Here is a 23,315-nt window from a genome sequence, read left to right as displayed (position 1 = left end):
ACAAGGTATGAGGAGGCCCGACTCGGACCGTGCTTCCTCGCGGCGTAGCACACCGCGTTCCGGTCGCGGCGGGCGGTCGTTTAGCGAACGCTATATTGCCGGCGTTCCCGCCCGCATCATGCGCCCCCGTCTGATATTCATGGCCTGTCTGTTTATCTTGGTGTGTTTTGGCCTGCTGATGGTGTACTCGGCGTCTTCGGTCGAGGCGCTGCACGAGAATGGCTCAGCGACGTTTTTTCTGGGTCGACAGGCTGCGTTTGCCGTGGTCGGTGTTCTGGCGCTGATTGCCATCGTGCGCGTTTTGCCGGACAGCTGGTTTGGGGAGGATGTGCTCAGGATCTTCCTCATAGGCATGATAGGGCTACTGTTTCTGGTGTTCTTGGTGGGCAGCGGCAGCCGTGGCGCCACGCGCTGGCTCAACATCGCCGGCATTCAGTTCCAGCCTTCCGAGTTTTTAAAGCCATTTGCCATTGCGTATTCGGCCATCATGCTCGATCGCTTCTTTTCGCCCGGTGGCAACATCAACGAATTCCTTCGCAAGATGGGCATCTACCTGGGCATTTCGCTCTTTCTGATCTTTATCCAGCCCGATTTCGGTACTGTCCTGATCATCCTGTTGACCCTCATGTGCATGGCGTTGTTTGCGGGTCTCGACCCCAGATTTATCATCGGCGTGCTAATCTTCGGCATTCTCGTGATCGTGATTGCACTTGTCGCAGAGCCGTACCGTATGGTGCGTATTCAGGTTGCCTTGAACCCTTGGGCCGACGAGTATGGTGACGGCTATCAGGCCACGCTTGCCATCATGGCCTTTGCCTCGGGCGGTCTGTTCGGCCGTGGCATCGGCAACTCAACCATGAAGTACTCGTATCTGCCCGAGGCGCACAATGACTACATCCTGGCCATCATTGGCGAGGAAGTCGGCTTTGTCGGAACCGTGCTGTTCTTCTTGGTGTTTGCGATGCTGATCTACTCGGCGTTTCGCATTGCCGAGCAGGCGACCGATCGTCGGGGCGCGCTTATGGCGTCTGGCTCCGCGGTTATTCTCGCGGTGCAGTTTTTGATTAACGCGCTGGGCATCCTCAACGTGTTTCCCATGACGGGCAAACCGTTGCCGTTTATTAGCTACGGCGGTTCGTCGATTATTGTGTCGCTTATGCTTGCCGGGTTGATCCTGCGCGTTTCGTACGAGAGCGCCCGCCGCGATGAGTATGACCGCCGCCGTGAGAGCTTTGCCGTTATGGACGAGAGCACCGCCGGCGTGGCCCATGTGCGCGGTGAACGACCTTCGCGTAGTGGCTTTACCGTTCTGGATGGTTCTGCATCCGAGCCGGCAGCTCGTCCACGCCCGCGAACGGCTCCGCAAGGTCGTCCGCAGCGCCCCTGCTCTCGCAACGCGGGCGGCGGATATAATCGAATCGATTTGAACTCGGACCCGTCGGCGCGTCTGCGCACCGACGACCAGGGACCGCGTGTACGAAGGGACTACCATGACCGATAAAATGACCGTTGCTATTGCAGCCGGCGGCACGGCAGGACACATCAACCCCGCGCTCGCCTTGGCCGAAGAACTGCGTGACCGTGGCCACCACGTTGTGTTCGTGGGCCAGTCGCGCAAGCTCGAGGGTCGTTTGGTCCCCGAGGCTGGGTTTGATTTTGTGCCCATTACGGTCACGGGCTTCGACCGCTCCCGTCCTTGGACGGCGCTGACCTCCCTGTGGCGTGTCAATAAGGCCAAGCGTGCGCTCGCCAATCATTTCTCAAAGGTCGGCAAGCCCGATGCCGCCATCGGTTTTGGTGCCTATGTCGAGGTTCCGCTGCTTGGGTGGTGCAAGGGCGCAGGCGTTCCGTATCTGCTGCATGAGCAGAACTCTGTTCCGGGCCTGGCCAACAAGATGATGAACTCCCACGCCGCCCGCGTGTGCATCTCGGTGCCGGCAGCGCGTTCGGTCTTTGAGCGCGAAGGTGACCCTGACCACGTGCTCATGACCGGCAACCCCGTACGTCGCTCGGTGATCGAGGGCGATCGCGCTCGTGGCCGCAAGGCACTTGGCGTTCCCGAGGACGCTACGCTGCTGCTCGTCTTTGGCGGTTCACTTGGCGCCCAGCACCTCAACGAGCGCGTGACTTCGCTCAAAAACGAACTGCTTTCGCGCAAGAACCTCTATGTGTTGCATTCGACGGGTGCCGACGGCTTTGAGGAGACCGAGCACGCTTTGGCGCTGACGCCCGAGGAGGCGAAGCGTTACCGCGTCCAGCCTTACATCGACAACATGGGCGATATGCTGGCTGCTGCCGATTTGGTGCTCTCGCGTTCGGGTGCATCGAGCGTGGCCGAGATCGCTGCGCTCGCCGTGCCCTCGGTGCTCGTGCCGTATCCGCATGCGACGGCCGACCACCAAACCACCAATGCTCGTTATCTGGTCGACGCCGGGGCCGGCGTGCTCTGCGCCGATGCCGATATCGACGGTTCTGCCTTTGCCGATGAGCTGCTGCACCTGGTCGATGACGCGGCGGCGCGCGACGCCATGCGTCAGGCGGCGCGTGGTCTGGCTCAGGATAGAGCCGCCGCTCTTCTGGCGGATGCGGTAGAGGGTTTGCGTTAGTTAGACGGGATATCTTCGGTCGCCCTCGCGCTGATGCGGTAGGTGCGGTACAGTTAACGGGTTACAGGCAGTGTTTACGCAAGGAGTACACGAGCACATGGCTGATTCCCAGACTGCAACCTCCGCGCCCGAGTTTAAGAGCGCCCACTTTATCGGTATCGGCGGCGCCGGCATGAGCGGCATCGCCCTCGTTCTGCACGAGCGCGGTTATGCCGTTACCGGCTCCGACCTTAAAACGTCACGTTATATCCGCCAGCTTACCCGCGCTGGTGTGAAGGTGCATGTGGGCCATGAGGCCGCCACGATCGACGAGGTTAAGCCCGACGTGGTTGTTGTCTCCACCGCTATTCCGGAATCCAACCCTGAACTCGTGCGCGCTCGCGAGCTTGGTATTCCCGTGTGGCCCCGTGCCAAGATGCTCTCTGCTTTGGGCCACGGCTACACCACCGTCGCTGTTGCCGGCACGCATGGCAAGACCACCACGTCTTCGATGTGTGCCACCATGCTCGACCGCATGGGTCTGGATCCGAGCTTCCTGATCGGTGGCATCGTCGAGGGCTATGACACGAACGGCAAGAACGGCTCGGGCGACTACTTTGTCGCCGAGGCCGACGAGTCCGACAGCTCCTTCCTGTTCCTGAACCCCAACGTAGTCATTGTGACCAACGTCGAGGCCGACCACCTCGATCACTACTCGGGTATCGAGGAGATCGAGGCAACTTTCGCCAAATTCATGAGCCTGGTGGGCGAGGACGGCACCGTCATCGTCTGCGGTGAGGACCCGCATCTGGTCGAGCTCGCCAAGTCGACGGGCCGTCATGTGCTTTCCTACGGCTTTGCCGAGAGCAACGACATCGTCTGCATGCACCCGGATGTCAAGGGCATCCAGAGTGACTTTATCGTTCGCTTTGAGGACGGCACTGAGCGCGCTGTGGAGATCAAGAGCAATCCCGGTCGCCACAACATGCTCAACGCCACGGCGGTGCTCACCGTCGCCCATGTCCTGGGCCTTGACATCGACGCCGCCGCCAAGGCGCTCTCGAGCTTTGAGGGCGTCCGCCGTCGCTTTACCCACGTGGGCGATATCGATGGCATCACCGTGGTCGATGATTACGGCCATCACCCCACCGAGATCAAGGCTACGCTTGCTGCCGCTTCGTCGCTGGGCTACAAGCACGTCGACGTCGTGTTCCAGCCGCACCGCTATTCGCGCCTGCAGGCCCTGTGCGACGACTTTGCCGATGCATTTGCCAATGCCGATAAACTGCTGCTGATTGATGTGTTCTCGGCTGGCGAGATGCCCATTCCGGGTGTCACCTCTAAGATGCTCGCCGATACCGTGCGCGCCAAGCATCCTGGCAAGGAGGTCGTGTACTGCTCCAGCCGTCTTGAGCTCAATCAGGAGCTCGAGCAGATGGTGGGCGAGGGCGACCTGCTGCTCACCATGGGTGCCGGCGACGTTACGACCGTCGGTCCCGAGTTCATTGAGTATCTGACTGCCAAGAAAGACGCTTAAGTCTAATGGGTCTGTTTAACGCCGTCATGGCGCTCTCGGGCATGATCGACACGGATGTGATCGAGGACGAGCGCCTTGCGCGTCATACGAGCTATCGTATCGGCGGCAAGGCCGACCTCTTTGTGACGTGCCATAGCTATCATGCCCTCCGCCGCGCCGTGGCGGTGCTCGATCGCGAGCAGGTGCCGTGGGTCATCATCGGCAAGGGCTCCAATCTGCTGGTTGCCGATGGCGGTTATCGCGGTGCCGTCATTTCGCTCGGACGTGAGTTCCAGCGCACGGTTGTTGCCGATGACGGTTGTACGCTGACGGTCGGTGCGGGCGTGATGTTTGCGCGCCTGGTCAACGATGCCCTGTCGCGTAGCCTCTCGGGCCTTGAGTTTGCCGTTGGCATTCCTGGTTCGGTCGGCGGTGCGATATCTATGAATGCCGGCACGCGGACCGAGTGGATTGGCTCGCTGGTTGAGGATGTCGTAACGTTTGACCCGGCATCCGGTATCAAGCATTATGCGGGGTCCGAGATCGCTTGGGGCTACCGCGAATGTGGCCTTCCCCGCAATGAGATCATCCTCGAGTGCGTGCTCAAGCTTAAACCGGCGCCCAAGGCCGACATTCGCGAGCGCATGGAGCGGTACCTGACGAGGCGCAAGCGTACGCAGCCCATGGGTCGCGCATCCTGCGGGTCTGTCTTTCGCAACCCGCCCGATGCGAGTGTGGGCAAGCTTATCGAGGATTGTGGATTAAAGGGTTTTTCGATTGGCGGCGCGGAAGTTTCGCCCGTTCACGCTAATTTTATCGTTAATAACGGAACTGCCTCGGCCGATGACGTTGCCGCGGTTATCAGACATGTGCACGGAAAGGTGAGGGAGGCGTATGGCATCGAGCTCAGACCGGAAGTTAAATTCCTCGGCTTCTAGAGCATCGAAACCCACCTTCCGCCGCGCCGGAGGGCGTTCCGGCGCGCCTGCCAAACCTCAACGCAATACCGTCGCGCACTCTAAGTCTGTCGGGCATGCTCGACAGACCAGTCGACCGGTCGTCGGCTCGCAGCTCGGTAATCGTCCGACCGCAAAAAAGTCCTCGCGTCCCTCGGTGACGTCAAAGCCTGTTATGGGCGCCAAGCCTGCCCGTCCCATGGCAACTCCCAAGCCCTCGACGGGGACTAAGGCGGCGCGTCCAGGTCGCACGCTGGGCGCATCGAAACCGCGCTCGCTGACATCGGTGCCGGCTACCGCTAAGAAGCCTTCGAGTAAAAAAGGTTTCAACCCGTTATCTTCACTTGGAGCGATGGCAAATAAAACATCAGACGCCGCTTCTGTCGTTACAGGCAAAGGCAAAATCGTGGGCGGCGTTCTGGCCGTCTTGGCCGTGCTCGTCGTCGTTGCCATCGTGGTGATCAACTCTGGATTGTTTACTGCCACTGATATTCAGATTCAAGGCAGCGAGCATGTGACGAAGCACGATGCTATCCAGCTGATCGACTTGCCCGAGGGAACGTCGCTTTTTAACGTCGATCCCGACCAGATTACCGAGGATCTCAAGCAGAACCCGTGGGTCTCGGGCGTGGATGTCCAGCGCCAGTTTCCCCATACGCTTATCATCACGCCGACGGAGCGTAAAGTTATCGCCATTGCATATATCAGCTCCGACGACCTTGCCTGGGCTATCGGAGACGATGACACCTGGATCGCCCCGCTGTCGACGTCGGTCGAAGTGGACGACCAGGGCAACGTCATCACGACAGGGCAGGGCTCAAATACCTTGACCGGAATCGATGCCGCGCTGGCGCTCGCCAAGCATTATGGCGCGGTGTTGTTGACTGATGTCTCGGCGGATGTCGCTCCGGTTTCCGGCCAGGCGGTGAACTCCAAAGCCGTTAAGGCCGGCCTGGATTATGTGCGTGGTTTTTCGAGCGAGTTCTTGGGACAAGTCAAGGATATTTCCACGCCTTCGGTCGAAGCCATCTCGGCAAACCTCAATAACGGCATTGAGGTGTCGCTGGGCGATTCGGACGATATCGCCAAGAAGGAACGCGTAGTCACCAAGTTGCTTTCGCAGGTAGAGGGCGTAACGTATATCAATGTGCGCTCTCCGGGCAACTACACATTTAGGAATGCTCCGACCTCGTAGCGCTGGTTGATGCTTTGTTGAGGGGCCATACCACGCCGTTTATCTGGTTTGTTTGGTTTTCACGGTCAATTATTTGACTGATACGTTCATAATGTGCAAACATAATACGGTTTACCTTTGCATTTACTTTCAACCTGAAGGTTAATGTGCGCAGGGGTCGACCCATGCTATGGCTATAACCTTTGTTCGGAGGACCGACATGCACGAGACAGAGATCAACAACTACCTTGCCGTCATTAAGGTGGTCGGCGTCGGCGGCGGCGGTACCAACGCGGTCAATCGAATGATCGAAGAGGGCATCCGCGGCGTCGAGTTTGTTGCCATCAACACCGATGCTCAGGCACTCGCGATCTCTGATGCCGATATCAAGGTGCACATCGGCACCGACCTCACCCGCGGCCTGGGCGCCGGCGCCAACCCCGAGGTTGGCCGCAAGGCTGCCGATGAGTCCCGCGACGACATTGCCGAGGCGCTCGCTGGCGCCGACATGGTGTTTATCACCTGCGGTGAGGGCGGTGGCACCGGTACCGGCGCTGCTCCCATCGTTGCCGATATCGCGATGAACGAGGTCGGCGCACTGACCGTCGCCGTCGTGACCAAGCCCTTCACCTTCGAGGGCCGCAAGCGTAAGAAGAGCGCCGAGGAGGGCATCAAGACCCTCTCCGATTGCGTCGACACCATGATCGTCATTCCTAACGATAAGCTGCTCGACATCGCCGAGAAGAAGACCACCATGCTCGAGGCCTTCGCGATTGCCGATGGCGTCCTTTCCCAGGGCACCCAGGGCATCACCGACCTCATCACCGTCCCCGGTATCATCAACCTGGACTTCGCCGATGTTAAGACCATCATGAAGCAGGCCGGTACCGCCATGATGGGTATCGGTACCTCTTCTGGGGATACTCGTGCCGTCGACGCTGCCCAGCAGGCCATCTCCAGCCCGCTGCTCGAGAGCTCCATCGATGGTGCCACGCGCGTGCTGCTCTCCATCGCCGGTTCCAAGGACCTGGGCATCCAGGAGATCAGCGACGCCGCCGACGTTGTCGCCAACGCCGTCGACCCCGAGGCCAACATCATCTTCGGTACCGTTGTCGACGAGTCCCTGGGCGATCAGGTGCGTATCACCGTCATCGCTACGGGCTTCTCCGACTCCAACGTCAACCGTCAGGATGAGCTCTTTGCTGCTCAGCAGTCTCAGAGCAAGGCCGCTGCCTCCGCTGAGCCGCAGCGCACCGCTCCGGCTGCGAGCCCGGCTCAGGCCGCTCCGACCCGCAACGTCGGTGGTACCGAGCTGCCCAACTTTGGCAACGACCAGTTCGAGCTTCCCGACTTCCTGAAGCGCGGTAGCTTCTAGTTCGTTTTTCTCAACGACCTGCACGGGGTGTGTCCATTTGGATGCACCCCGTTTTGTTTCTCGTTTGTAAACGAAAGCCTCCAATCTCCTTACGTTCCCTTTACGTTTGGTCCCTACCGCTGCGGGTATCCTTTTAAGGAAGTATGACAGCCGTATAAACGCGGACTGCGCGGCGACGCCGCGGTACTTGTGTTATTAGGAGGCTTTAGTATGGCAGCACGTGCGGACAACGTTTCGCGTGTCGACCATGATGGAGTTACGTTGGTGGAGGGCGCGACATCCGATGTCCGCTTTGCCTTTACCGAGCGCACCGGTGGCGTTTCTGAAGATGCGTACTCCTCGCTCAACCTGGGCTCGCATGTAGGCGATGACCCCTTTGCTGTTCAAGAAAATCGTCGTCGAGCGCTCGAAGCGATGGGCGCCACTGAGTGCGAGCATAATCTGCTCGTGCCCAATCAGGTACATGGTGACCATATCGTTACGGTGACTTCGAACGGCGCCGACGATCTTGAGGCTGTTCGCGAGCAGATTGCCGAGGGCTGCGATGCCATCGTCTGTACGGCCCATGACGTGCCCGTGCTGCTCTGCTTTGCCGACTGCGTTCCCGTGGTGCTGGTGGCCCCTGGCGGATTTGCCGTGGTGCACTCCGGTTGGAAGGGCACGATTGCACGTATTTCTGCCAAGGCGTGCCAGGCGCTTTGCGATGCTGCCGGCTGCGATGCGAGCGACGTTTCCGCCTATATCGGCCCCCATATCTTGGCTGACGAATATGAGGTATCCCAGGAACTCATGGATCGCTTTGCCGTCGAGTTCTCTTGCATCGATGCGAGCATCTCTCGCATGCTCGATCTTTCCGCTGCCATTTGTGAGGCGCTGGTAGATGCCGGTGTGGACGCGGATAATATCGTGGATACCCAGCTTTCGACTGTGCGTCAGAACGACCGCTTTTATTCCTACCGTAACGAGGACGGCACCTGTGGGCGCCATGCTGCGATCGGCGTGATGCTATGAGAAAGATCGTATCGGTCCTGAGCGCCGCTGTGCTTACGCTTACGCTGTGCGCCTGTTCTTCGGGATCTTCTACCTCTTCCATTACTGTGGCCGGCTCCACGACCTGCCTTCCTATCGCCGAAATTGCGGCAGAGGGCTTTAAGGAGGAGACCGGCATCGACGTGCTCGTTTCCGGTTTGGGCTCTTCCGCTGGCATCGAAGCCGTCAGCGCTGGCACGGCCGATATCGCCAGCTCCTCCCGTGGACTCAATGCCGACGAACAGGATCTGGGCCTGACTCCCATCGTCATTGCCCACGACGGTATCGCGGTCATCGTGAACGAAGACAACCCCGTCGATAACCTCTCGACCGAGCAGCTCCGCGATATCTATGCCGGCAAGATCACCAACTGGAAAGAAGTCGGTGGCGAGGACCTGAGGATTCAGGTTATCAACCGAGATGAGGCGTCTGGCACGCGTGAAGCCTTCCGCACCATCGTGATGGACGGCACCCCGTTCGATCGCCGCTCCGCCGTTCTTTCGGGCACGGGCCAGGTGCGCGACGTGGTATCTCGTTCGCGCGGGGCTATCGGCTACATTTCGCTGGGCTTCGTCGATAGCCTCAACGCCAAGACCTCGGTCAAGGCCGTCTCGGTCAATCATGTTGAGGCGTCCGAGAAGACGGTCGCGAGTGGCGGCTATCCCATCTCGCGCGACCTTTACTTCTTTGTGAAGGGTGCGCCTTCGCAGCGGGCGCAGGATTACATCGACTACGTGACGTCCGAAAAGATGGACAAGCAGATTCGCGAGGCGGGCTTTATTCCCGTCACCAACGACGAGAAGGGGAGTGAGTAGCATGGAAGCACAGGAAAACTCCCAGACTGAGCAGAATGCTCAGGCGCCCAAGAAGCGCGAGCTGGCGCTCGTATCGCGCAGCACCTATATCAAGGAGAAGGTGCTGCAGTGGATTTTCTTTGCCTGCGCGTTCTTGGCGGTTGTTACCGTCATCCTGATTTTTGTCTTTACCACGTACTCGGCGCTGCCCGTCTTTACCGACATCGGTCTGGCGGACTTCTTTAGCTTTACGTGGGCGCCCTCTGAGGGCCACTACGGCATCGTGTCGCTGCTTGCCGGCTCGGGTCTGGTGACCGTCGGTGCGCTCGCCATGGGTGTGCCCCTAGGCGTGGGCACGGCCGTGTATCTGGTCGAGATCGCCAGCAAGCGCGTGCGCAAGCTCATCAGCCCTGCCGTTGACCTGTTGGCCGGCATCCCTTCTATCATCTATGGCTTCTTTGGCATGATCATCATCCGTCCGTTTATCGCGCAACTGACCGGTGGTCTTGGTTTTGGTGCGCTGACGGCGTGGTTCGTGCTTGCCATCATGATCGTCCCTACCATCACCACGCTCACCATCGATGCCCTCAATTCCATTCCCATGGGTATTCGCGAGGCATCGTATGCCATGGGTGCTACTAAGTGGCAGACCATCTATAAGGTCGTGCTACCTGCCGCCAAGCTGGGTATCGTGGATGCCATCGTGCTGGGTATGGGCCGTGCCATCGGCGAGACCATGGCCGTGCTCATGGTCGTGGGTAACGCCCCGGTTATTCCCGACAGCATTGCGAGCCCCATCTCGACGCTCACGAGCCAGATTGCGCTCGACATGAGCTATTCCTCGGGTCTGCATCGCTCGGCGCTGTTCGGCATGGGCGTGGTCCTGTTTATCATTTCCGCCACGCTGGTGGGCATCGTCCGTCTGATTTCCAAGAAGAAGAGGGGGTAGGCTATGTCCGATTCCGTTGACACGACGGTCGATACGACCTCGTCGCGCGAGCGCATCAAGCGTGCCCTTTCCCATGGCAAGAAGGGCCGCATCAACAAGGACCTGTCCAACAAGATCATGCTTGGCGTGTTCCGTGCCGCGGCATACATCACCACGCTGGTGCTTGTCGCTATCATTGCCTATGTGGTCATTAACGGCCTGCCGCATATCTCGTTCGACTTTATCTTCGGTTGGCCCCAGGGCGTCAACGCCGAGGGCGGAATTTGGCCCACGATCGTCTCGACCGTCTATGTGACGGCGCTCGCCATGCTTATCTGCACGCCGATTGCTGTGCTGGCAGCCGTCTATCTGGCCGAGTACGCCAAGCAGGGCAAGGTCGTCGAGCTCATTCGCTACGCTGCTGACGCTTTGGCCTCGGTGCCCTCCATCGTTATGGGCCTGTTTGGCTACGCCTTGTTTGTCGAGGCCATGGGCCTGGGCCTTTCGATGGTCTCGGCCGCTCTGGCGCTCGCGCTCTTGATGCTTCCCATCGTCATGCGCACCACCGAAGAGGCCATTCGCGCCGTCCCGCGCTATATCCGTTGGGGCGCGTACGGCCTGGGCGCCACCAAGTGGCAGGTTGTCTCCAAGATTGTGCTTCCTTCTGCCTTTGGCCGTATTGCCACGGGCATCGTCCTCGCCATCGGCCGCGCCATTGGCGAGACCGCGGTGGTGCTCTACACCATGGGCCAAGCCATCAATCTACCTATTTCGCCGCTCGATTCCGGCCGCCCCATGACGGTTCACCTGTACCTGCTTGCCAACGATGGCATCAACATGAACGCAGCCTACGGCACCGCGCTCTTGCTGATGGTGATCATTCTGGCCTTCAACCTGTTTGCGCGCTTCCTGTCGCGCAAGCGTCGCTAGTTAAGGAGTCCCATGTCCGTTTATCAGTCCGCTCCCACGCTGGAGCAAGCGGCCATCACGGCCAAGGATTTCAACTTTTGGTACGGTGACTTTCATGCGCTGACGGGGCTTGACCTCAACATCGCCAAAAACGCCATCACCGCCTTCATTGGCCCTTCGGGCTGCGGCAAGTCGACGTTTTTGCGCTGCATCAACCGCATGAATGATCTGATCGAGGGTACGCGCGTCGAGGGCACCATGACGCTCGACGGCAATGATATCTATGCCGAGGGCGTCGACCCGGTCGACCTCCGTCGTCGCGTGGGCATGATCTTTCAGCAGCCCAACCCGTTTCCTAAATCCATCTACGAGAATGTCGCCTTTGGCCCTCGTCTGCAGGGCGTGACTAGCAAAAGCGACCTCGATGACATCGTGGAAGAATCGCTCAAGCGCGCCAACCTCTGGAAAGAGGTATCCAATCAGCTCAACAAGGATGGTTTGGCGCTCTCGGGCGGTCAGCAGCAGCGTCTGTGCATCGCGCGCGTGCTTGCGGTGCAACCCGATGTTCTCCTGATGGACGAGCCCTGCTCCGCCATCGATCCCACATCCGTCTCTAAGGTCGAGGATCTGATGGCCGAGCTGGCGCCCGAGATGACGATCATCATCGTCACGCATTCAATGCAGCAGGCAGCTCGCATCAGCGACTACACCGCATTCTTCTTGCAGGAAGTTGCCGGCGAGCCCGCCACGCTCATCGAGTATGGTCAAACCGACGCGATCTTCACCAGCCCGGTGGACTCGCGGACGGAAGACTATATCACCGGCCGCTTTGGCTGATCGGTGCGACTAGTCCCAAGCCGTCGGACCTGGTCCGGTGCGTATTCACTGTGCGGGCTGCATGACCGCACCCAACTGATTGGAGTGAACCATGCGCAAACTGTTTTCCCGTCAGCTCGTCGAGGCCCGTCACGAGATGCTGAGCATCTATGAGGCCGTCGATCTGGCTCTCCACGATGCCGTGAAGGCCTATGTGACCGACGACCGCAAGCTCGCCACCAAGACCAAGAAACGCACGCTTTCGATTGACGCGCGCTGCGCCAACCTGGAGGCCGTCTGCTACAACCTGATCGCCACGCAGTCACCGGTCGCCTCCGACTTCCGCCTGCTTCAGACGATCATCTATGTCGACTTTAACCTGCAGCGCATGACCGATAAAGTCCGTCAGATCTGCCGTGCCACGCGTCATATGATCAAGGCCGACATCTCGCTGCCCAAGGAGCTTGTCGGCACGGTTGAGGCCGAGGCTGAGGCCGTCTACCAGGTGCTGGGCTCTTCGCTTTCTGCGCTCGTCACCAATGACATGTCCATCATCTGCAACCTGGCCGTCGAGGACGAGCCAGTGCACGCTGCCTACGAGAAGTTCTTCCGCACCTTTAACCGTATGGATACGGGCGACTTTATGGACGACGACAGCAACTATGACGACCTGCGCCGCGCCATCATGGTTTCGCGCTACCTCGATCGCATCGCTTCCATTTCCATCGATGCCGCTTGCCGTCTGACCTTCCTGTTGACTGGTCAGCGTATGAACGCCGGCGATATCGCCCGTGTGGACGAGGATGAGCTCGAGAGCATGCGCGTGCCTTCGGGCGAGGGTGTTATCATGAGGCCCGCCGTCGACGCGCGTTACGTTGCCAAGGTGCCCGCCAACGAGGTCAGCGAGGGTCTTCGCTACCTGCTCGATCATCTTGAGGACGAGGACGATGGCGAGGACGACGAGGAGTAAGTAGCCCCGTTCGTCGAAAGATTGTAAATACCTAAGTGAGCGCGGCCTTGCACATGCGGGGCCGCGCTCTTGCGTTAGCATGGGACTACTTGTTTGGCTGTCAGCGGAGGCGATTGGCAATGGATAACTATTTGGATTTGATGCGCGCTCGCCGCGAGCAGATTCTGGAACGTTTTTATGCGGCGCTCGATCGCGCGGGCCGCCCCCACGACGCCGCGCGCCTCATTGCCGTGTCCAAGACCGTTGGTGTCGATGAGACTGTTGCTGCCATCCAGGCGGGGTATCGCCATTTTGCCGAGAACCGCCCGCAGGAGCTGGTTCGCAAGCTCACGGGTCTGGCGGAGCATCCGGAGCTGCCCGAGGTGCGCTTCGATATGATCGGCAACCTGCAGACCAATAAGATCAATGCGGTGCTGGGCTCAGCCGAGCTGATTCACTCGGTGGGTTCGCTGCATCTGGCACAGGCGATCTCGAGCCGTGCTGTCCGCAAGATTGAGGCAGGCGAGCTCGCCGGCCCCCAGCGTGTGCTCATCGAGGTCAATGTGAGTGGTGAGGAGTCGAAGGGAGGCTTTTCGCCCGATGAGATTCGCGCCGCCGCGGGTGAGCTTGCGGAACTTGAGGGAATTTGCGTACAGGGGCTTATGACTATGGCGCCCCGGGGGAATAAGGATGTGGCACGCCGCACCTTTGCGGGGCTTCGTGAGCTGAGGGATGAGCTGGAGGCGGCGCATCCCGATTTGAACCTGCCTGAGCTTTCCTGCGGCATGAGCGAGGACTTTGAGCCTGCCCTTGAGGAGGGCTCTACGCTCGTTCGCCTGGGCAGGGTAGTATTTAGCCCGGAGTTTGCAGTAAAATAAGGCTCTGAAGTGCGCACTGATTATCGGGGCGCCTGCACTAAACCGCGAGAGGACACAACCATGGGCTTCCTTGACGAGATTAAAAATAAGATGCACCTGGGCGGCCAGCAGGGTTACGACCAGGGTTATGGCCAGGACGACGACTACGGCTACGATGACGGCTATGACGATAGTTATCAGGGCAACGGCTACAGCGGTGCTTCGGGCGAGGGCTTCTACACCCAAGACGAGCCGAGCAACGGCCTGCTTGGTCAGACGCGCCGCGGTGAAGCTGAGTCGGTTGCCGTGTATACGCGCTCCGGTCAGCTGGTCGGCGATGACTCCCGCCATGCCACGACGTATAACCCGCCTTCGCGCTCGCAGGACAGCGTTGCGAGCGGTTATCGTCCTGGTGCCTATGACACGCCGTCGAGCTACGCCGAGAACACCCGCGCCCGTGCCGCCGCTGCACCCGCGCCTGCACCGAGCGATGCCTCGGCCTATGCGAGCAATATCATCAACGCCACGCCGCAGCTGCCGGCCTATGTCCTGCGCCCCGAGAGCTATGACGACGTGGAGACCGTGGTGCGCCGCGTTCGCACCAAGCAGCCTGTCGCACTGATTTTTGTTGGCGTTCGCACCGAAGTTGCCAAGCGCGTCTTGGACTTCTCTTACGGCTTTGCCTGCGGTCTGGGTGCCACGGTCAAGGAGGTGGGCGACCGCGTGTTCATGGTGCTGCCCGCCGGCTGCGAGGTCAAAGATTCCGATCTCAAGAAGCTTCGTGCCGACGGCTACCTTAAGTAAAGACAAGACGAGGAGATTCCCATCAACATCTACACTATCGTCCAGCTGGTCAACACGCTGTTCAACTTCTATTCCACGCTCATTGTCGTCTACTGCTTTATGACGTGGATTCCCATGAAGCAGGGTGGTTTGCTTCAGGATATTGCTGCGGTGCTCGATAGCGTGTGCGGTCCGTGGCTCAACCTGTTCCGTCGTTTCATCCCGCCGATGGGCGGTATCGATTTTTCGCCGGTCGTTGCGATTATTGCGTTGCAGTTGGTGCAGAGGCTGGTTCTGCAGCTTCTTATAGGTATACTCGTATAGAACTGACTTAGTAACTTACGTCGGGCGTGTAGCGCCGAGGCGATGAAAAAGGAGACTTGTTATGGCTATTACCCCTGCAGACATCCAGGCTCAGACTTTCTCTGAGGCCAAGCGTGGCTACGATCCTGCCGAGGTCGACGTCTTCTTGGAGACGCTGTCCTCCGAGGTTGACGCTATGCTCGCTAAGATCGTCGACCTTAAGGGTCGCCTGACTGCTACCGAGCAGCAGCTTGCCGATGCGCAGGCTCAGCTTGCCCAGGCTCAGGATGCCACCGCCCAAGCCGTTCCTGCCGCCCCCGTGGCTGCTCCCGCCCCTGACTTCTCCGCTCAGGAGCGCCAGATTTCCGCTGCCCTGATCGCTGCCCAGCAGACCGCCGAGGGCATTGTCAACGACGCCAACGAGAACGCTGACCGCATCCGCAACGAGGCCGACGCTAAGGCCCGCGAGGTCATCCGCCAGGCTCTGACCGAGAAGCAGGCCGAGCTCGAGGAGATCGACCGCCTGAAGGCTTCCCGCGAGGAGTTCAAGGCCGAGTACCTCAAGCTCATCCAGCACTTCATGGACGATGCGCAGAACTCCTTCCCGGCCGATCTTATGGCTTCCACGCCGGTCGGTTCCGCCGCTTCTCCCGCGGTGACGATGCCCGCCGCCGAGCCGCTGCCTGTCGCCGAGCCCGTCATTCCCGTTGCCGATCCCTTTGCACCGATCGACAACTTCGCCGCCGACGACCTGGACTAGCATCAGAGCTACAATCTAGTGTCCTTAAGAGGAGCTCGCACCTGCGGGCTCCTTTTTTGTGGCTGTATACGGGTTGGGAAACAAAACGCCGAGCTCTGCATGCGATAGGACAGAACTCGGCGAAGGGCGCGTGGTAAAAGGTAGATTTTAAGGTATGTCTAAAACTACTTGAGGAGGAAGTTGGAGAGGGGAATAGTGCGGGCCTCGCGATGCTCGGGATCGGCGATGTGGTCGGCGGGATAGCCACAGACGAGCATGTGATAGGGATAGACGCACTTGGGCAGATTGAACTGCTCCTGTGCCACCTCAGGCTTAAAATGGCATACCCAGCACGTTCCCAGGCCCTGCTCGGTGGCCTCCATCATCATCTGGTCGCACACGATGGACGTATCGATTTCACTGGAATTCATCTGGTCATACGGGCGCACCCAAGCATCATCGGTAACGCTGCAAATAAGGAAGACAAGCGGAGCTCCAAAGATAGACCCATCACGAGCAAACCGAGGCTGACAAGCAGCAGCCTTCTCCAACAGCTCAGGCGTATCCAGCACCATCACACGGGCTGGATGATTATTACAAGCAGAAGGAGCAATACGCCCAGCCTCAACAATGGCATCCACCGCAGCCTGCTCAACAGAACGGTCCTCAAAAGAACGACAAGAATACCGACCACGAGCCAGATCCAAATAAGACATACAAGCCCTCCTAAAATTAAAAATCAAACAAACCAAAAGTAACCCAAAGAGTACCCAAAGCAGCAATCAGCCAAACGCTCATCACGGGCCAAAGTGTCCGAACGGATACCAAAGGTCCCTTCAGCCAAACCCCCATCGCGCTAAATCTATCAGCCAAAGTTCCCAATGGTGGTACGTAAGGCGAAGGGCCGGCCACGGTTTACTTTCGAACGACTCTGCAAAGCAGCCGGAGTGAGAAAGCAAACCGTGGCCGGCCCTTCGCCGCCGGGACACGTACCCCCAATTAACTGTTCTTCATGACAATCGAATCCACGACATCGGCCACATTCTCGCAGCAGTCGGCGCAGTACTCCAGGAAGGCGTACACGTCACGCCAGGCGATGACCTCGAGCGGGTCCTTGCCGTTAACGTGCAGGTTACGCATGGCGTTGATATAGAGCTCGTCAGCCTCGGACTCGATGGTGTTGATCTGGATGACGAGTTCGCGCAGAGTCTTGGACTTGCGGTAGTTGGGAAGCTCGACCATAAGGTCCTTCATGGCGCAGCAGGCGTCGGTCACCTTGTGGGCGATCACGATGGCATCGGGATGGATGCTCTGGATGTTGGTGAAGTAGACGCGCTGCACGACGCCCTCGATGCGGTCGAGCACGGTGTCGAGCGAGCAGCTCATCAGGTCCAGATCCTCGCGCTCAAGCGGGGTGATAAAGGCGGTGAGCAGGGCGTCCTCAAGCTCATGGTGCTTCTTGTCGGCCGCATGCTCGATCGCATGCATCTTGTCGAGCATATCGTGAATCTTTGCGGGATCGAAGTTCTCGAAAATCTTGGTAAGCAGCTCGGCGGCCTGGACGGCGAGGTCGGCGCAGGCGACGTAGTTGTCAAAGTAGAACGAATCGGGTTTCTTTGCCATGAGTGGGTCCTTTCGAGGCGAAGACGGGTGGGCGAGGTGTTACGGTCCGGATGGACGTTCGGTTTGACTAGATGAACATCATGAACAGCTTGGCCATGACAAAGCTGATGAGTCCGCAGGCGGGGAAGGTGAAGAACCAGGTGAACATCATGTCCTTGACGACGCCGAAGTTGATGGCCGAGAGGCGTTTGACGGCACCGACGCCCATGATGGCGCAGGTCTTGATGTGCGTGGAGGACACGGGGATGCCGGTAAGGGTGGCAAGCAGCAGGTTCGCGGCGCCCGCCAGGTCGGCGGAGAAGCCCTGGTACTTTTCGAGCTTGACCATGCTCTGGCCAACGGACTTGATGATGCGCTCGCCGCCCACGCTGGTGCCGATGCCCATGGTGGCCGAGCATAGCAGCATAATCCAGATGGGGATGCCGGCATCGCCGACGCTCGTCTGGCCGCTGGCAAAGGCCACGCCTAAAAAGAGCACGCCGATGAACTTCTGTCCATCCTGCGCGCCGTGCATGAAGCTCATGGCCGCGGCACTCGCGATCTGAGCGTATTTAAAGAAGACGTTGGCACGTCGCCTGTTGGCGGCGGCGAAAAGAATCGAGACGAGCTTGCACAGGACCCAGCCCATGACAAAGCCCAGGCCGATGGAGAGCGCCAGGCCGTAGATGACCTTCATCCACTCGTGGACGTTGACGCTGCTCGCGCCGCCGAGGGCGATAGCGGCACCGGTCAGGCCGGCGATAAGGCTGTGGCTTTGCGAGGTGGGGATGCCAAAACGCGATGCCGTGGCGCCGTAGACGACGATGGAGAAGAGCGCCGCGCACAGGCAGGCGAGCGCCATGGTGCTGTTTCCGCCAAAGTCAACGATATGCGAGATGGTATTGGCGACGCTCGCGTTAAAGTGCGTCATGATGAGCACGCCGAGGAAGTTGAATGCGGCGCTCATGAGAATGGCGGCGCGGGCGGGCATGCAACGCGTAGTGACGCAGGTCGCGATGGCGTTGGGCGCGTCGGTCCATCCGTTGACGAAGATGGCGCCCAACGCGAGGATCACGGTGACGGCAAGGACTGGGTTCGACACAATTTGGCCGAGGAAGGTTGAGAACGTTACGTCCATATATGGGCTTTCTCGAAGTTTGCAGACACGTTACAAAAACATGATAAATCGTATCACCTCCTGCGGGTTTCTTTGCCGAGTTCTGATGGGAGAAGTAATTTTTTGGCACTAAAATTGAATATTAGCCCTGTTGACCGTGGGTGTTCTTTTTGCTATCACGCCATGCGGACACGCGCGATTGCTACGACACTCCAAAAACCACAGTCTGTTCGCTTTACAACATGCAAACATGCGTTCGATAATAGGGGGCATGGAATATCGACAGACAGATGGCAAAACTCGACGCGTGCACAAGCAGTATGTGGACGTCGTGGCTCGCATCCTCGCGGGCGGACAGGTTGTGCCGGTCACCGTCTGCTGGGTCGACGGTCGTTGCTTTACGATTGACGAGATTGTCTCGACCACTGGGTTTGGCCTGACGGTTCACGGCATTCGTACGGCAACCTATAGGGTCCGTTTTGGCGGTCATGCGACCGAGTTGTATCTGGAGGACCAGACGCGCGAACGACCAGATGGCTCGCAGGCCCATCTGATGCGTTGGTGGGTGTGGGCATTCGACCGTACGCTCGAGGGCGAGCGCCGTGGGTAAGGACGTACGGCATTCGGGTACAATGACAGGAATCTTGTCAGCTACTGCGCCGTTATTTGTGGCGCTTTTTGAAAGGACGAACCTATGAACGATATCCAGGGCTATCAGAACGGCCCCGTCGAGACCGGCGCAAGCCGCGCCAAGGAGATGTCGCCGCGCGCGTACAATCTCGCCATGTCTGCCCTGATCTTCTTGGGCTTTTGCGCCATGGGCGCCGGCGCCTACTTTACGAGCACCATGTCGTTTGCGCGCATGATGATGAGCGGCGCCGCCTTGCCGCTGGTCTTTGGCTCGTTTATTTTGACCATCGTCGGCATGGTCATGATGTCGGCCGCCGCCAGCAAGCAGTCCGTGGGCTTGTCCCTTGTGGGCTACGTAATCTTTGCGAGTACCTTTGGCCTGACCGCGTCGTTTGGCCTTGCCAACTACGACCTGCCCACCATCAACACTGCCTTTATCGCCACGGCCGCTATCACCTTTGTCTTTGGCGCTTTGGGCGTGACGTTCCCCAAGTTTTTCCAGCGCGTATATGGCATCGGTTTTGGCATTCTGCTCGCCACTATTCTGGTTGAGATCGTGCTGATGTTCATGGGCGTCTCGCAGACCATCACCGATCTGATCGTGATCGTGGTGTTCGCCGGCTTTATTGGCTACGACACCTATGTTGCCACGACGGTGCCGCCTACGCTGCCCAACGCCGTGCTCATGGCGTCCAATCTGTTCGTGGACATTATCAACGTGTTCCTGCGCATCCTGAACATCCTTGGCCGTCGCGATTAGTGGCGAATTGCGGCGGTGCTTGCCGTGCGTGCAAATCGATGCGAAAGGCGGTCCTTCGGGGCCGTCTTTTTTGTACGCGGCGGGGTATCATGGATGGGAAAAGCCGATAGCGGCAGCGACAGGAAAGGTGGCCACGTATGGCAGACGTCGACAACAGGAACCGTAACCGCAGGTCCAACCGAGCGGGTCAGCCCAATCCCAAGCGCGAGGCCCGTGCTAAGGCCGCCGAGCGTCACGTGGCAACTGTGTCCGAAGCGTGCGCCAAGGATATCGAGCGTTCGCTTGCCGGTGTTCGCGAGTTTGACGGTATGCCTGCCGGCTTTGTCGCGGCGATGAAGGCCAAGGCCCAAGCGGCTGCGGCTGCCGAGGAGCCGGTTGCCGAGGAGTCTGAGTCCGTCGAGGTCGAGGCCGCTGAGGTTGCGTCCGTCGAGACCGAGGTCACGGACGAGTCTGCGCCTGCCGAGAAACCCGCAGAGACCGAGTCCGCGCCTGCCGAGGAGCCCGCTCCGACCCTGCCCGAGGTCACCGTGCTTGATGCCTCCGCCACGCAGGCCATTCTGGACAACGGCCGTGGCTATGCGCAGTTCTGCGACATGGCAGTGCTCGCCTTTGCCTCGTTCACCAACCCGGGTGGCGGCTACATCCAGGGCTATCTGGGCCAGGAGGCTACGCTCTGCGCCGATTCGTATCTGTACAACGTGCTCGACAAGCAGCGCAAGTGGTATGGCGAGAACCGTCGCCGCAATATCAACTGCGAGCTCTACCGCAACCGTGCGCTGGTAGTGCCTGCGGTGCGTTTTGACCGCAACCACGTGCATGCGTATGCCGATGTGATCGTGGCCGCCGCGCCCAATGCCAAGCGCGCACGCCAGGAGTACCGCGTGAGCGACGATGCGCTGCTGGACGCGCTGCGCGACCGTATCCGCTTTGTGCTCGCCATCTGCGACGAGCTGGGTCGCGAGAAGCTCGTACTGGGCGCTTGGGGCTGCGACAACAACGGTTTTGATGCCGAGGCCGTGGCCGAGATTTTCCGCAAGGAGCTCGCATCGGGCGACTTCAAGGTCAAGCAAGTCTTCTTTGCCGTGCCTTCTACGCGCTGGGATGAGGATTTTGCCAAGTTCGAGCACGTGCTGGCAAACTTCCCCGAGCGCAACGAGGAGTCCTATGCCCAGGTTGCCGCTCGCGCTGCGGCAGCTCGCGCCGCCGAGCAGGCCCAGGCTGCTACCGAGGATGATGAGGACGAGGACGATTGGCGCAAGTACCTGTAATCGGTACGTGCTGACAGATAGGTCGAGCCGACGGGAGAGGCTGCTTCCGTCGGCTTTTTACTGAGCGAGGGGCTTACGATGAAAAACGTTCTATGCTTTGGCGACAGCAACACCTATGGTTACGATCCGGCGGGCATGCGCGACGGCACCGCGGTGCGCTATGCGCAGGATGTGCGCTGGTGCGGCGTGGCCCAACGTGACTTAGGCGAGGGCTGGCATGTAATTGAAGAAGGCCTCAACGGCCGCACGACGGTACGCGACGACATGTGCCATCTGGACACCAATCTTAACGGCATCCGCGCACTTCCGATGCTGCTCGAGGCCCATAAGCCGCTGGACGCCATTGTGATCATGCTGGGCACCAACGACTGTAAGACGGTCTTTGGCGTGACAGCTTCCGATATCGCCCGTGGTGCCATGGCGTTGATTCGCGCCGTCCGTGCGTTTGCCTGGACCGATGCCGCGCCCTGCCCACGGATTCTGCTGATGGCACCTATCAAGATTAAGCCGCAGATCGCCGATGTATATATGACCGACTTTGACGAGCATTCCGTAGAAGCCTCGGAACATTTTGGTGAGTACTACGCGCATGTGGCTGAGCAGTTTGGCTGCGACTTTTTGAATGCCGCCGATTATGCCGAGCCGGGCGATATCGACTATCTGCATATGATGCCCGAAAGCCACGAGAGCTTGGGACATGCCGTGGCAGCCAAGCTCCAAGAGATGCTCGGTGAGTAGCGCGAGCCCAAGCCACCGCAAAGGTGCCTGTGAACTGCGCCCCGAAACTTGGACTGAATAAATAGCGACTACGCCGCAAGGGCCCGGCTCCGGAACTCCTCCGGCGTCAGGCCCTTCAATCTTACCTGCCTGCGCCGCGTGTTCCAATGGGCTATGTACCCTTCCAGGTCGCGCTTGAAGTCCTCGAAGCTGCCCCACTCCCTGCCGCGGTAGAACTCGTCCTTCACGTGGCCGAAGAGCTGCTCGGTGGCGGCGTTGTCGATGCAGTTCCCCTTGCGCGACATGCTCTGGGTGATGCCCGCCCCCTCCAGCCTGGAGGTGTAGGACTCGTGCTGGTACTGCCAGCCCATGTCCGAGTGCATGGTCGGTGCCGCCCCGTCGGGCAGGGCCTCGAGGAGCCGGTCGAGCATCCTGTGCTGCTGGGCGAGGTCCGGCGAGGTCGATATGTCGCTCGCCACGATCTCCTTCGTGCAGAAGTCGAGCACCGGGGCCCAGTAGGCCTTGGCGCCGGCGACCTTGAACTCGGTGACGTCGGTGCCGAGCTTCTGCCACGGCCCCTCGGCGCCGAAGTCCCTCGCGATGACGTTCTCGAACGTACTCCCCACGAGCCCCCTGTAGGAGCTGTACCGGCGGCGGGAGCCCCGGCGGCGTATCCCGCACCGGATGCCCATCTCGCGCATCATCTTGAGCACGGTCTTGTCGGCCACGACCGCGCCCAGCTCGGCGCGCAGGCACATGGCTATCTGCCGGTGCCCGCAGCCGTTGGCGGTGCGCGAGAATATCTCGGCCGCGGCGTCGCGCAGCTCGGGCCTGGTCGGCCTCCGCGGGTGCGCCAGCGCGTAGTAGTAGGTCGACCTCCTGAGCCCCGAGCACTCCAGCAGGTGGCGCAGGGAGTGCCCCTCCGCCCTCAGCGCCCTCACCGCCTCGGCCGCCGCCCTGGTCAGAGCCCGTCCCGCTCGACCAGGGCGCGCAATTTTTTTAGGTAGGCGACCTCGGCCTCGAGCCTGCGGCAGCGCTCCTCGAGCTCCTGCTCGCGGGTGCGGGCCCGGGGTTTCGACCTCGACCCCCTCGGCCTGCCCTTCGGTCCGGGCCGCAGCGCCTCGGCGCCGCCCTCGCGGTAGAGCCTGCACCAGCGCTCCAGCGGGGACTTCGACCTGATCCCGAACTCGGCCATGGCGTCGGTCTTCGCCATCCCGCCGTCGACCACGGCCGACGCCGCGGCGACCCTCTGCTCGAATGTGTACCTGGATTGTTTCCCGCCCATGGACAGCAGCGCCTCGCTTCCGAACGCCCGGTATACCCACTGCCATTCTCTCACGGTCTCGCGGGGGACGGACAGGGCCTCGGCCGCCGGCTTGCAGCCGACGCCGGCGTCGAAGAGCTCGACGGCCCGCCTCCTGGACTCCAGGTCGTGCTTCACCCTGAGGTCTATACTCATGGAAAACCTCCCATTTCCCGATGTCCAAGAAATGGGAGGCAGTTCACTG

General features: G+C 59.9%; 25 protein-coding genes. 20 read left to right on the top strand and 5 right to left on the bottom strand.

The genetic code is table 11. The annotated features are described in order from the left end of the window. The first annotated feature begins 7 nt into the window (after positions 1–7). The 16 genes from ftsW (at position 8) to DW899_RS08830 (ending at position 15,734) form a co-directional block, all read left to right on the top strand. Entirely contained in the window at positions 8–1,501 is a 1,494-nt protein-coding gene (ftsW, locus tag DW899_RS08905; RefSeq protein ID WP_117800732.1) for a putative lipid II flippase FtsW, read from the top strand. Beyond that, on the top strand, positions 1,491–2,606 hold the full coding sequence (gene murG, locus DW899_RS08900) for an undecaprenyldiphospho-muramoylpentapeptide beta-N-acetylglucosaminyltransferase (protein WP_117776687.1): 1,116 nt from the start codon (positions 1,491–1,493) through the stop codon (positions 2,604–2,606). The genes ftsW and murG overlap by 11 nt, the downstream gene beginning before the upstream one ends. A 97-nt stretch (positions 2,607–2,703) precedes the next feature. Beyond that, positions 2,704–4,122, top strand: coding sequence for a UDP-N-acetylmuramate--L-alanine ligase (gene murC / locus DW899_RS08895; protein ID WP_117636008.1), 1,419 nt, complete (start codon positions 2,704–2,706; stop codon positions 4,120–4,122). Positions 4,123–4,127: 5 nt separating this feature from the next. Next, complete coding sequence (gene murB, locus DW899_RS08890; protein ID WP_117800730.1) at positions 4,128–5,039, top strand: UDP-N-acetylmuramate dehydrogenase; 912 nt, start codon at positions 4,128–4,130, stop codon at positions 5,037–5,039. 424 nt (positions 5,040–5,463) lie between these two features. Beyond that, complete coding sequence (locus DW899_RS08885) at positions 5,464–6,252, top strand: cell division protein FtsQ/DivIB (RefSeq protein WP_231501570.1); 789 nt, start codon at positions 5,464–5,466, stop codon at positions 6,250–6,252. Between the two features lie 199 nt (positions 6,253–6,451). After that, on the top strand, positions 6,452–7,606 hold the full coding sequence (gene ftsZ / locus DW899_RS08880) for a cell division protein FtsZ (protein WP_055251674.1): 1,155 nt from the start codon (positions 6,452–6,454) through the stop codon (positions 7,604–7,606). A gap of 210 nt (positions 7,607–7,816) precedes the next feature. Next, positions 7,817–8,617 (top strand): polyphenol oxidase family protein, encoded by an 801-nt coding sequence (locus DW899_RS08875; protein ID WP_117776689.1) that lies wholly within the window; start codon positions 7,817–7,819, stop codon positions 8,615–8,617. Then, a complete protein-coding gene (locus DW899_RS08870) occupies positions 8,614–9,450 on the top strand; it encodes a phosphate ABC transporter substrate-binding protein (protein WP_117637522.1) in 837 nt (278 codons plus the stop codon). Before DW899_RS08875 ends, DW899_RS08870 begins: the two co-directional genes overlap by 4 nt. 1 nt (position 9,451) lies before the next feature. Beyond that, positions 9,452–10,378 (top strand): phosphate ABC transporter permease subunit PstC, encoded by a 927-nt coding sequence (gene pstC, locus DW899_RS08865; protein ID WP_117800728.1) that lies wholly within the window; start codon positions 9,452–9,454, stop codon positions 10,376–10,378. A gap of 3 nt (positions 10,379–10,381) precedes the next feature. After that, positions 10,382–11,287 (top strand): phosphate ABC transporter permease PstA, encoded by a 906-nt coding sequence (gene pstA / locus DW899_RS08860; protein ID WP_117800726.1) that lies wholly within the window; start codon positions 10,382–10,384, stop codon positions 11,285–11,287. A 12-nt stretch (positions 11,288–11,299) separates the two neighbouring features. After that, entirely contained in the window at positions 11,300–12,103 is an 804-nt protein-coding gene (pstB, locus tag DW899_RS08855; protein WP_117776691.1) for a phosphate ABC transporter ATP-binding protein PstB, read from the top strand. A gap of 91 nt (positions 12,104–12,194) precedes the next feature. Continuing rightward, positions 12,195–13,052: a PhoU domain-containing protein gene (locus DW899_RS08850; RefSeq protein ID WP_117800724.1), complete on the top strand. Its 858-nt coding sequence runs from the start codon at positions 12,195–12,197 to the stop codon at positions 13,050–13,052. A 119-nt stretch (positions 13,053–13,171) separates the two neighbouring features. Continuing rightward, positions 13,172–13,909: a YggS family pyridoxal phosphate-dependent enzyme gene (locus DW899_RS08845; protein ID WP_089571590.1), complete on the top strand. Its 738-nt coding sequence runs from the start codon at positions 13,172–13,174 to the stop codon at positions 13,907–13,909. Positions 13,910–13,969: 60 nt separating this feature from the next. After that, positions 13,970–14,692 carry a cell division protein SepF gene (locus tag DW899_RS08840; protein ID WP_055251691.1) on the top strand — a complete coding sequence of 241 codons (723 nt, stop codon included), beginning with the start codon at positions 13,970–13,972 and terminating at the stop codon, positions 14,690–14,692. 15 nt (positions 14,693–14,707) lie between these two features. Beyond that, entirely contained in the window at positions 14,708–14,995 is a 288-nt protein-coding gene (locus DW899_RS08835) for a YggT family protein (RefSeq protein WP_040358293.1), read from the top strand. A gap of 61 nt (positions 14,996–15,056) precedes the next feature. Beyond that, positions 15,057–15,734 (top strand): DivIVA domain-containing protein, encoded by a 678-nt coding sequence (locus DW899_RS08830; RefSeq protein WP_117800723.1) that lies wholly within the window; start codon positions 15,057–15,059, stop codon positions 15,732–15,734. Positions 15,735–15,898: 164 nt separating this feature from the next. Here the strand turns inward: DW899_RS08830 and DW899_RS08825 are convergent, their stop codons facing one another. The 3 genes from DW899_RS08825 to DW899_RS08815 form a co-directional block, all read right to left on the bottom strand. Continuing rightward, positions 15,899–16,429, bottom strand: coding sequence for a nitroreductase family protein (locus tag DW899_RS08825; protein WP_117800721.1), 531 nt, complete (start codon positions 16,427–16,429; stop codon positions 15,899–15,901). Positions 16,430–16,712: 283 nt separating this feature from the next. Next, a complete protein-coding gene (locus DW899_RS08820; RefSeq protein WP_117640319.1) occupies positions 16,713–17,336 on the bottom strand; it encodes a DUF47 domain-containing protein in 624 nt (207 codons plus the stop codon). 67 nt (positions 17,337–17,403) lie between these two features. Then, entirely contained in the window at positions 17,404–18,453 is a 1,050-nt protein-coding gene (locus DW899_RS08815) for an inorganic phosphate transporter (RefSeq protein WP_117640318.1), read from the bottom strand. Positions 18,454–18,703: 250 nt separating this feature from the next. Between DW899_RS08815 and DW899_RS08810 the strand changes: the two genes are divergently transcribed. The 4 genes from DW899_RS08810 (at position 18,704) to DW899_RS08795 (ending at position 21,828) form a co-directional block, all read left to right on the top strand. Then, positions 18,704–19,042, top strand: a complete 339-nt coding sequence (locus DW899_RS08810; RefSeq protein WP_117640317.1) for a hypothetical protein — start codon at positions 18,704–18,706, stop codon at positions 19,040–19,042. Positions 19,043–19,126: 84 nt separating this feature from the next. Then, complete coding sequence (locus DW899_RS08805) at positions 19,127–19,822, top strand: Bax inhibitor-1 family protein (protein WP_117640316.1); 696 nt, start codon at positions 19,127–19,129, stop codon at positions 19,820–19,822. 137 nt (positions 19,823–19,959) lie between these two features. Then, positions 19,960–21,090 (top strand): TIGR02452 family protein, encoded by a 1,131-nt coding sequence (locus DW899_RS08800; protein WP_117640315.1) that lies wholly within the window; start codon positions 19,960–19,962, stop codon positions 21,088–21,090. A gap of 78 nt (positions 21,091–21,168) precedes the next feature. Continuing rightward, positions 21,169–21,828 carry a GDSL-type esterase/lipase family protein gene (locus tag DW899_RS08795; RefSeq protein ID WP_117640314.1) on the top strand — a complete coding sequence of 220 codons (660 nt, stop codon included), beginning with the start codon at positions 21,169–21,171 and terminating at the stop codon, positions 21,826–21,828. 68 nt (positions 21,829–21,896) lie between these two features. On the opposite strand, the gene DW899_RS08790 is transcribed toward DW899_RS08795, so the two are convergent. Together DW899_RS08790 and DW899_RS08785 are read right to left on the bottom strand one after the other, a co-directional pair. Beyond that, positions 21,897–22,748 carry an IS3 family transposase gene (locus DW899_RS08790; protein WP_199570308.1) on the bottom strand — a complete coding sequence of 284 codons (852 nt, stop codon included), beginning with the start codon at positions 22,746–22,748 and terminating at the stop codon, positions 21,897–21,899. Between the two features lie 20 nt (positions 22,749–22,768). Further along, positions 22,769–23,266: a helix-turn-helix domain-containing protein gene (locus DW899_RS08785; protein WP_099431658.1), complete on the bottom strand. Its 498-nt coding sequence runs from the start codon at positions 23,264–23,266 to the stop codon at positions 22,769–22,771. Positions 23,267–23,315 lie beyond the last annotated feature (49 nt).

This window comes from Collinsella sp. AM41-2BH (assembly GCF_003468085.1).
In the GTDB taxonomy this organism is placed as follows: Bacteria; Actinomycetota; Coriobacteriia; order Coriobacteriales; family Coriobacteriaceae; genus Collinsella.
Note: the sequence above shows the minus strand (reverse complement) of the source record. Positions and strands in the feature narration are given on the sequence as shown.

Excerpts from the sequence above, each read along its gene's own strand:
- pstB (WP_117776691.1), top strand. The coding sequence starts at position 11,300 with ATGTCCGTTTATCAGTCCGCTCCCACGCTGGAGCAAGCGGCCATCACG.
- DW899_RS08830 (WP_117800723.1), top strand. The coding sequence starts at position 15,057 with ATGGCTATTACCCCTGCAGACATCCAGGCTCAGACTTTCTCTGAGGCC.
- DW899_RS08845 (WP_089571590.1), top strand. The coding sequence starts at position 13,172 with ATGGATAACTATTTGGATTTGATGCGCGCTCGCCGCGAGCAGATTCTG.
- DW899_RS08820 (WP_117640319.1), bottom strand. The coding sequence starts at position 17,336 with ATGGCAAAGAAACCCGATTCGTTCTACTTTGACAACTACGTCGCCTGC.
- DW899_RS08870 (WP_117637522.1), top strand. The coding sequence starts at position 8,614 with ATGAGAAAGATCGTATCGGTCCTGAGCGCCGCTGTGCTTACGCTTACG.
- DW899_RS08800 (WP_117640315.1), top strand. The coding sequence starts at position 19,960 with ATGGCAGACGTCGACAACAGGAACCGTAACCGCAGGTCCAACCGAGCG.
- pstC (WP_117800728.1), top strand. The coding sequence starts at position 9,452 with ATGGAAGCACAGGAAAACTCCCAGACTGAGCAGAATGCTCAGGCGCCC.
- DW899_RS08875 (WP_117776689.1), top strand. The coding sequence starts at position 7,817 with ATGGCAGCACGTGCGGACAACGTTTCGCGTGTCGACCATGATGGAGTT.
- DW899_RS08795 (WP_117640314.1), top strand. The coding sequence starts at position 21,169 with ATGAAAAACGTTCTATGCTTTGGCGACAGCAACACCTATGGTTACGAT.
- pstA (WP_117800726.1), top strand. The coding sequence starts at position 10,382 with ATGTCCGATTCCGTTGACACGACGGTCGATACGACCTCGTCGCGCGAG.
- DW899_RS08810 (WP_117640317.1), top strand. The coding sequence starts at position 18,704 with ATGGAATATCGACAGACAGATGGCAAAACTCGACGCGTGCACAAGCAG.
- murC (WP_117636008.1), top strand. The coding sequence starts at position 2,704 with ATGGCTGATTCCCAGACTGCAACCTCCGCGCCCGAGTTTAAGAGCGCC.
- DW899_RS08850 (WP_117800724.1), top strand. The coding sequence starts at position 12,195 with ATGCGCAAACTGTTTTCCCGTCAGCTCGTCGAGGCCCGTCACGAGATG.
- DW899_RS08785 (WP_099431658.1), bottom strand. The coding sequence starts at position 23,266 with ATGAGTATAGACCTCAGGGTGAAGCACGACCTGGAGTCCAGGAGGCGG.
- ftsZ (WP_055251674.1), top strand. The coding sequence starts at position 6,452 with ATGCACGAGACAGAGATCAACAACTACCTTGCCGTCATTAAGGTGGTC.
- DW899_RS08840 (WP_055251691.1), top strand. The coding sequence starts at position 13,970 with ATGGGCTTCCTTGACGAGATTAAAAATAAGATGCACCTGGGCGGCCAG.
- DW899_RS08805 (WP_117640316.1), top strand. The coding sequence starts at position 19,127 with ATGAACGATATCCAGGGCTATCAGAACGGCCCCGTCGAGACCGGCGCA.
- ftsW (WP_117800732.1), top strand. The coding sequence starts at position 8 with ATGAGGAGGCCCGACTCGGACCGTGCTTCCTCGCGGCGTAGCACACCG.
- murG (WP_117776687.1), top strand. The coding sequence starts at position 1,491 with ATGACCGATAAAATGACCGTTGCTATTGCAGCCGGCGGCACGGCAGGA.
- murB (WP_117800730.1), top strand. The coding sequence starts at position 4,128 with ATGGGTCTGTTTAACGCCGTCATGGCGCTCTCGGGCATGATCGACACG.
- DW899_RS08825 (WP_117800721.1), bottom strand. The coding sequence starts at position 16,429 with ATGTCTTATTTGGATCTGGCTCGTGGTCGGTATTCTTGTCGTTCTTTT.
- DW899_RS08815 (WP_117640318.1), bottom strand. The coding sequence starts at position 18,453 with ATGGACGTAACGTTCTCAACCTTCCTCGGCCAAATTGTGTCGAACCCA.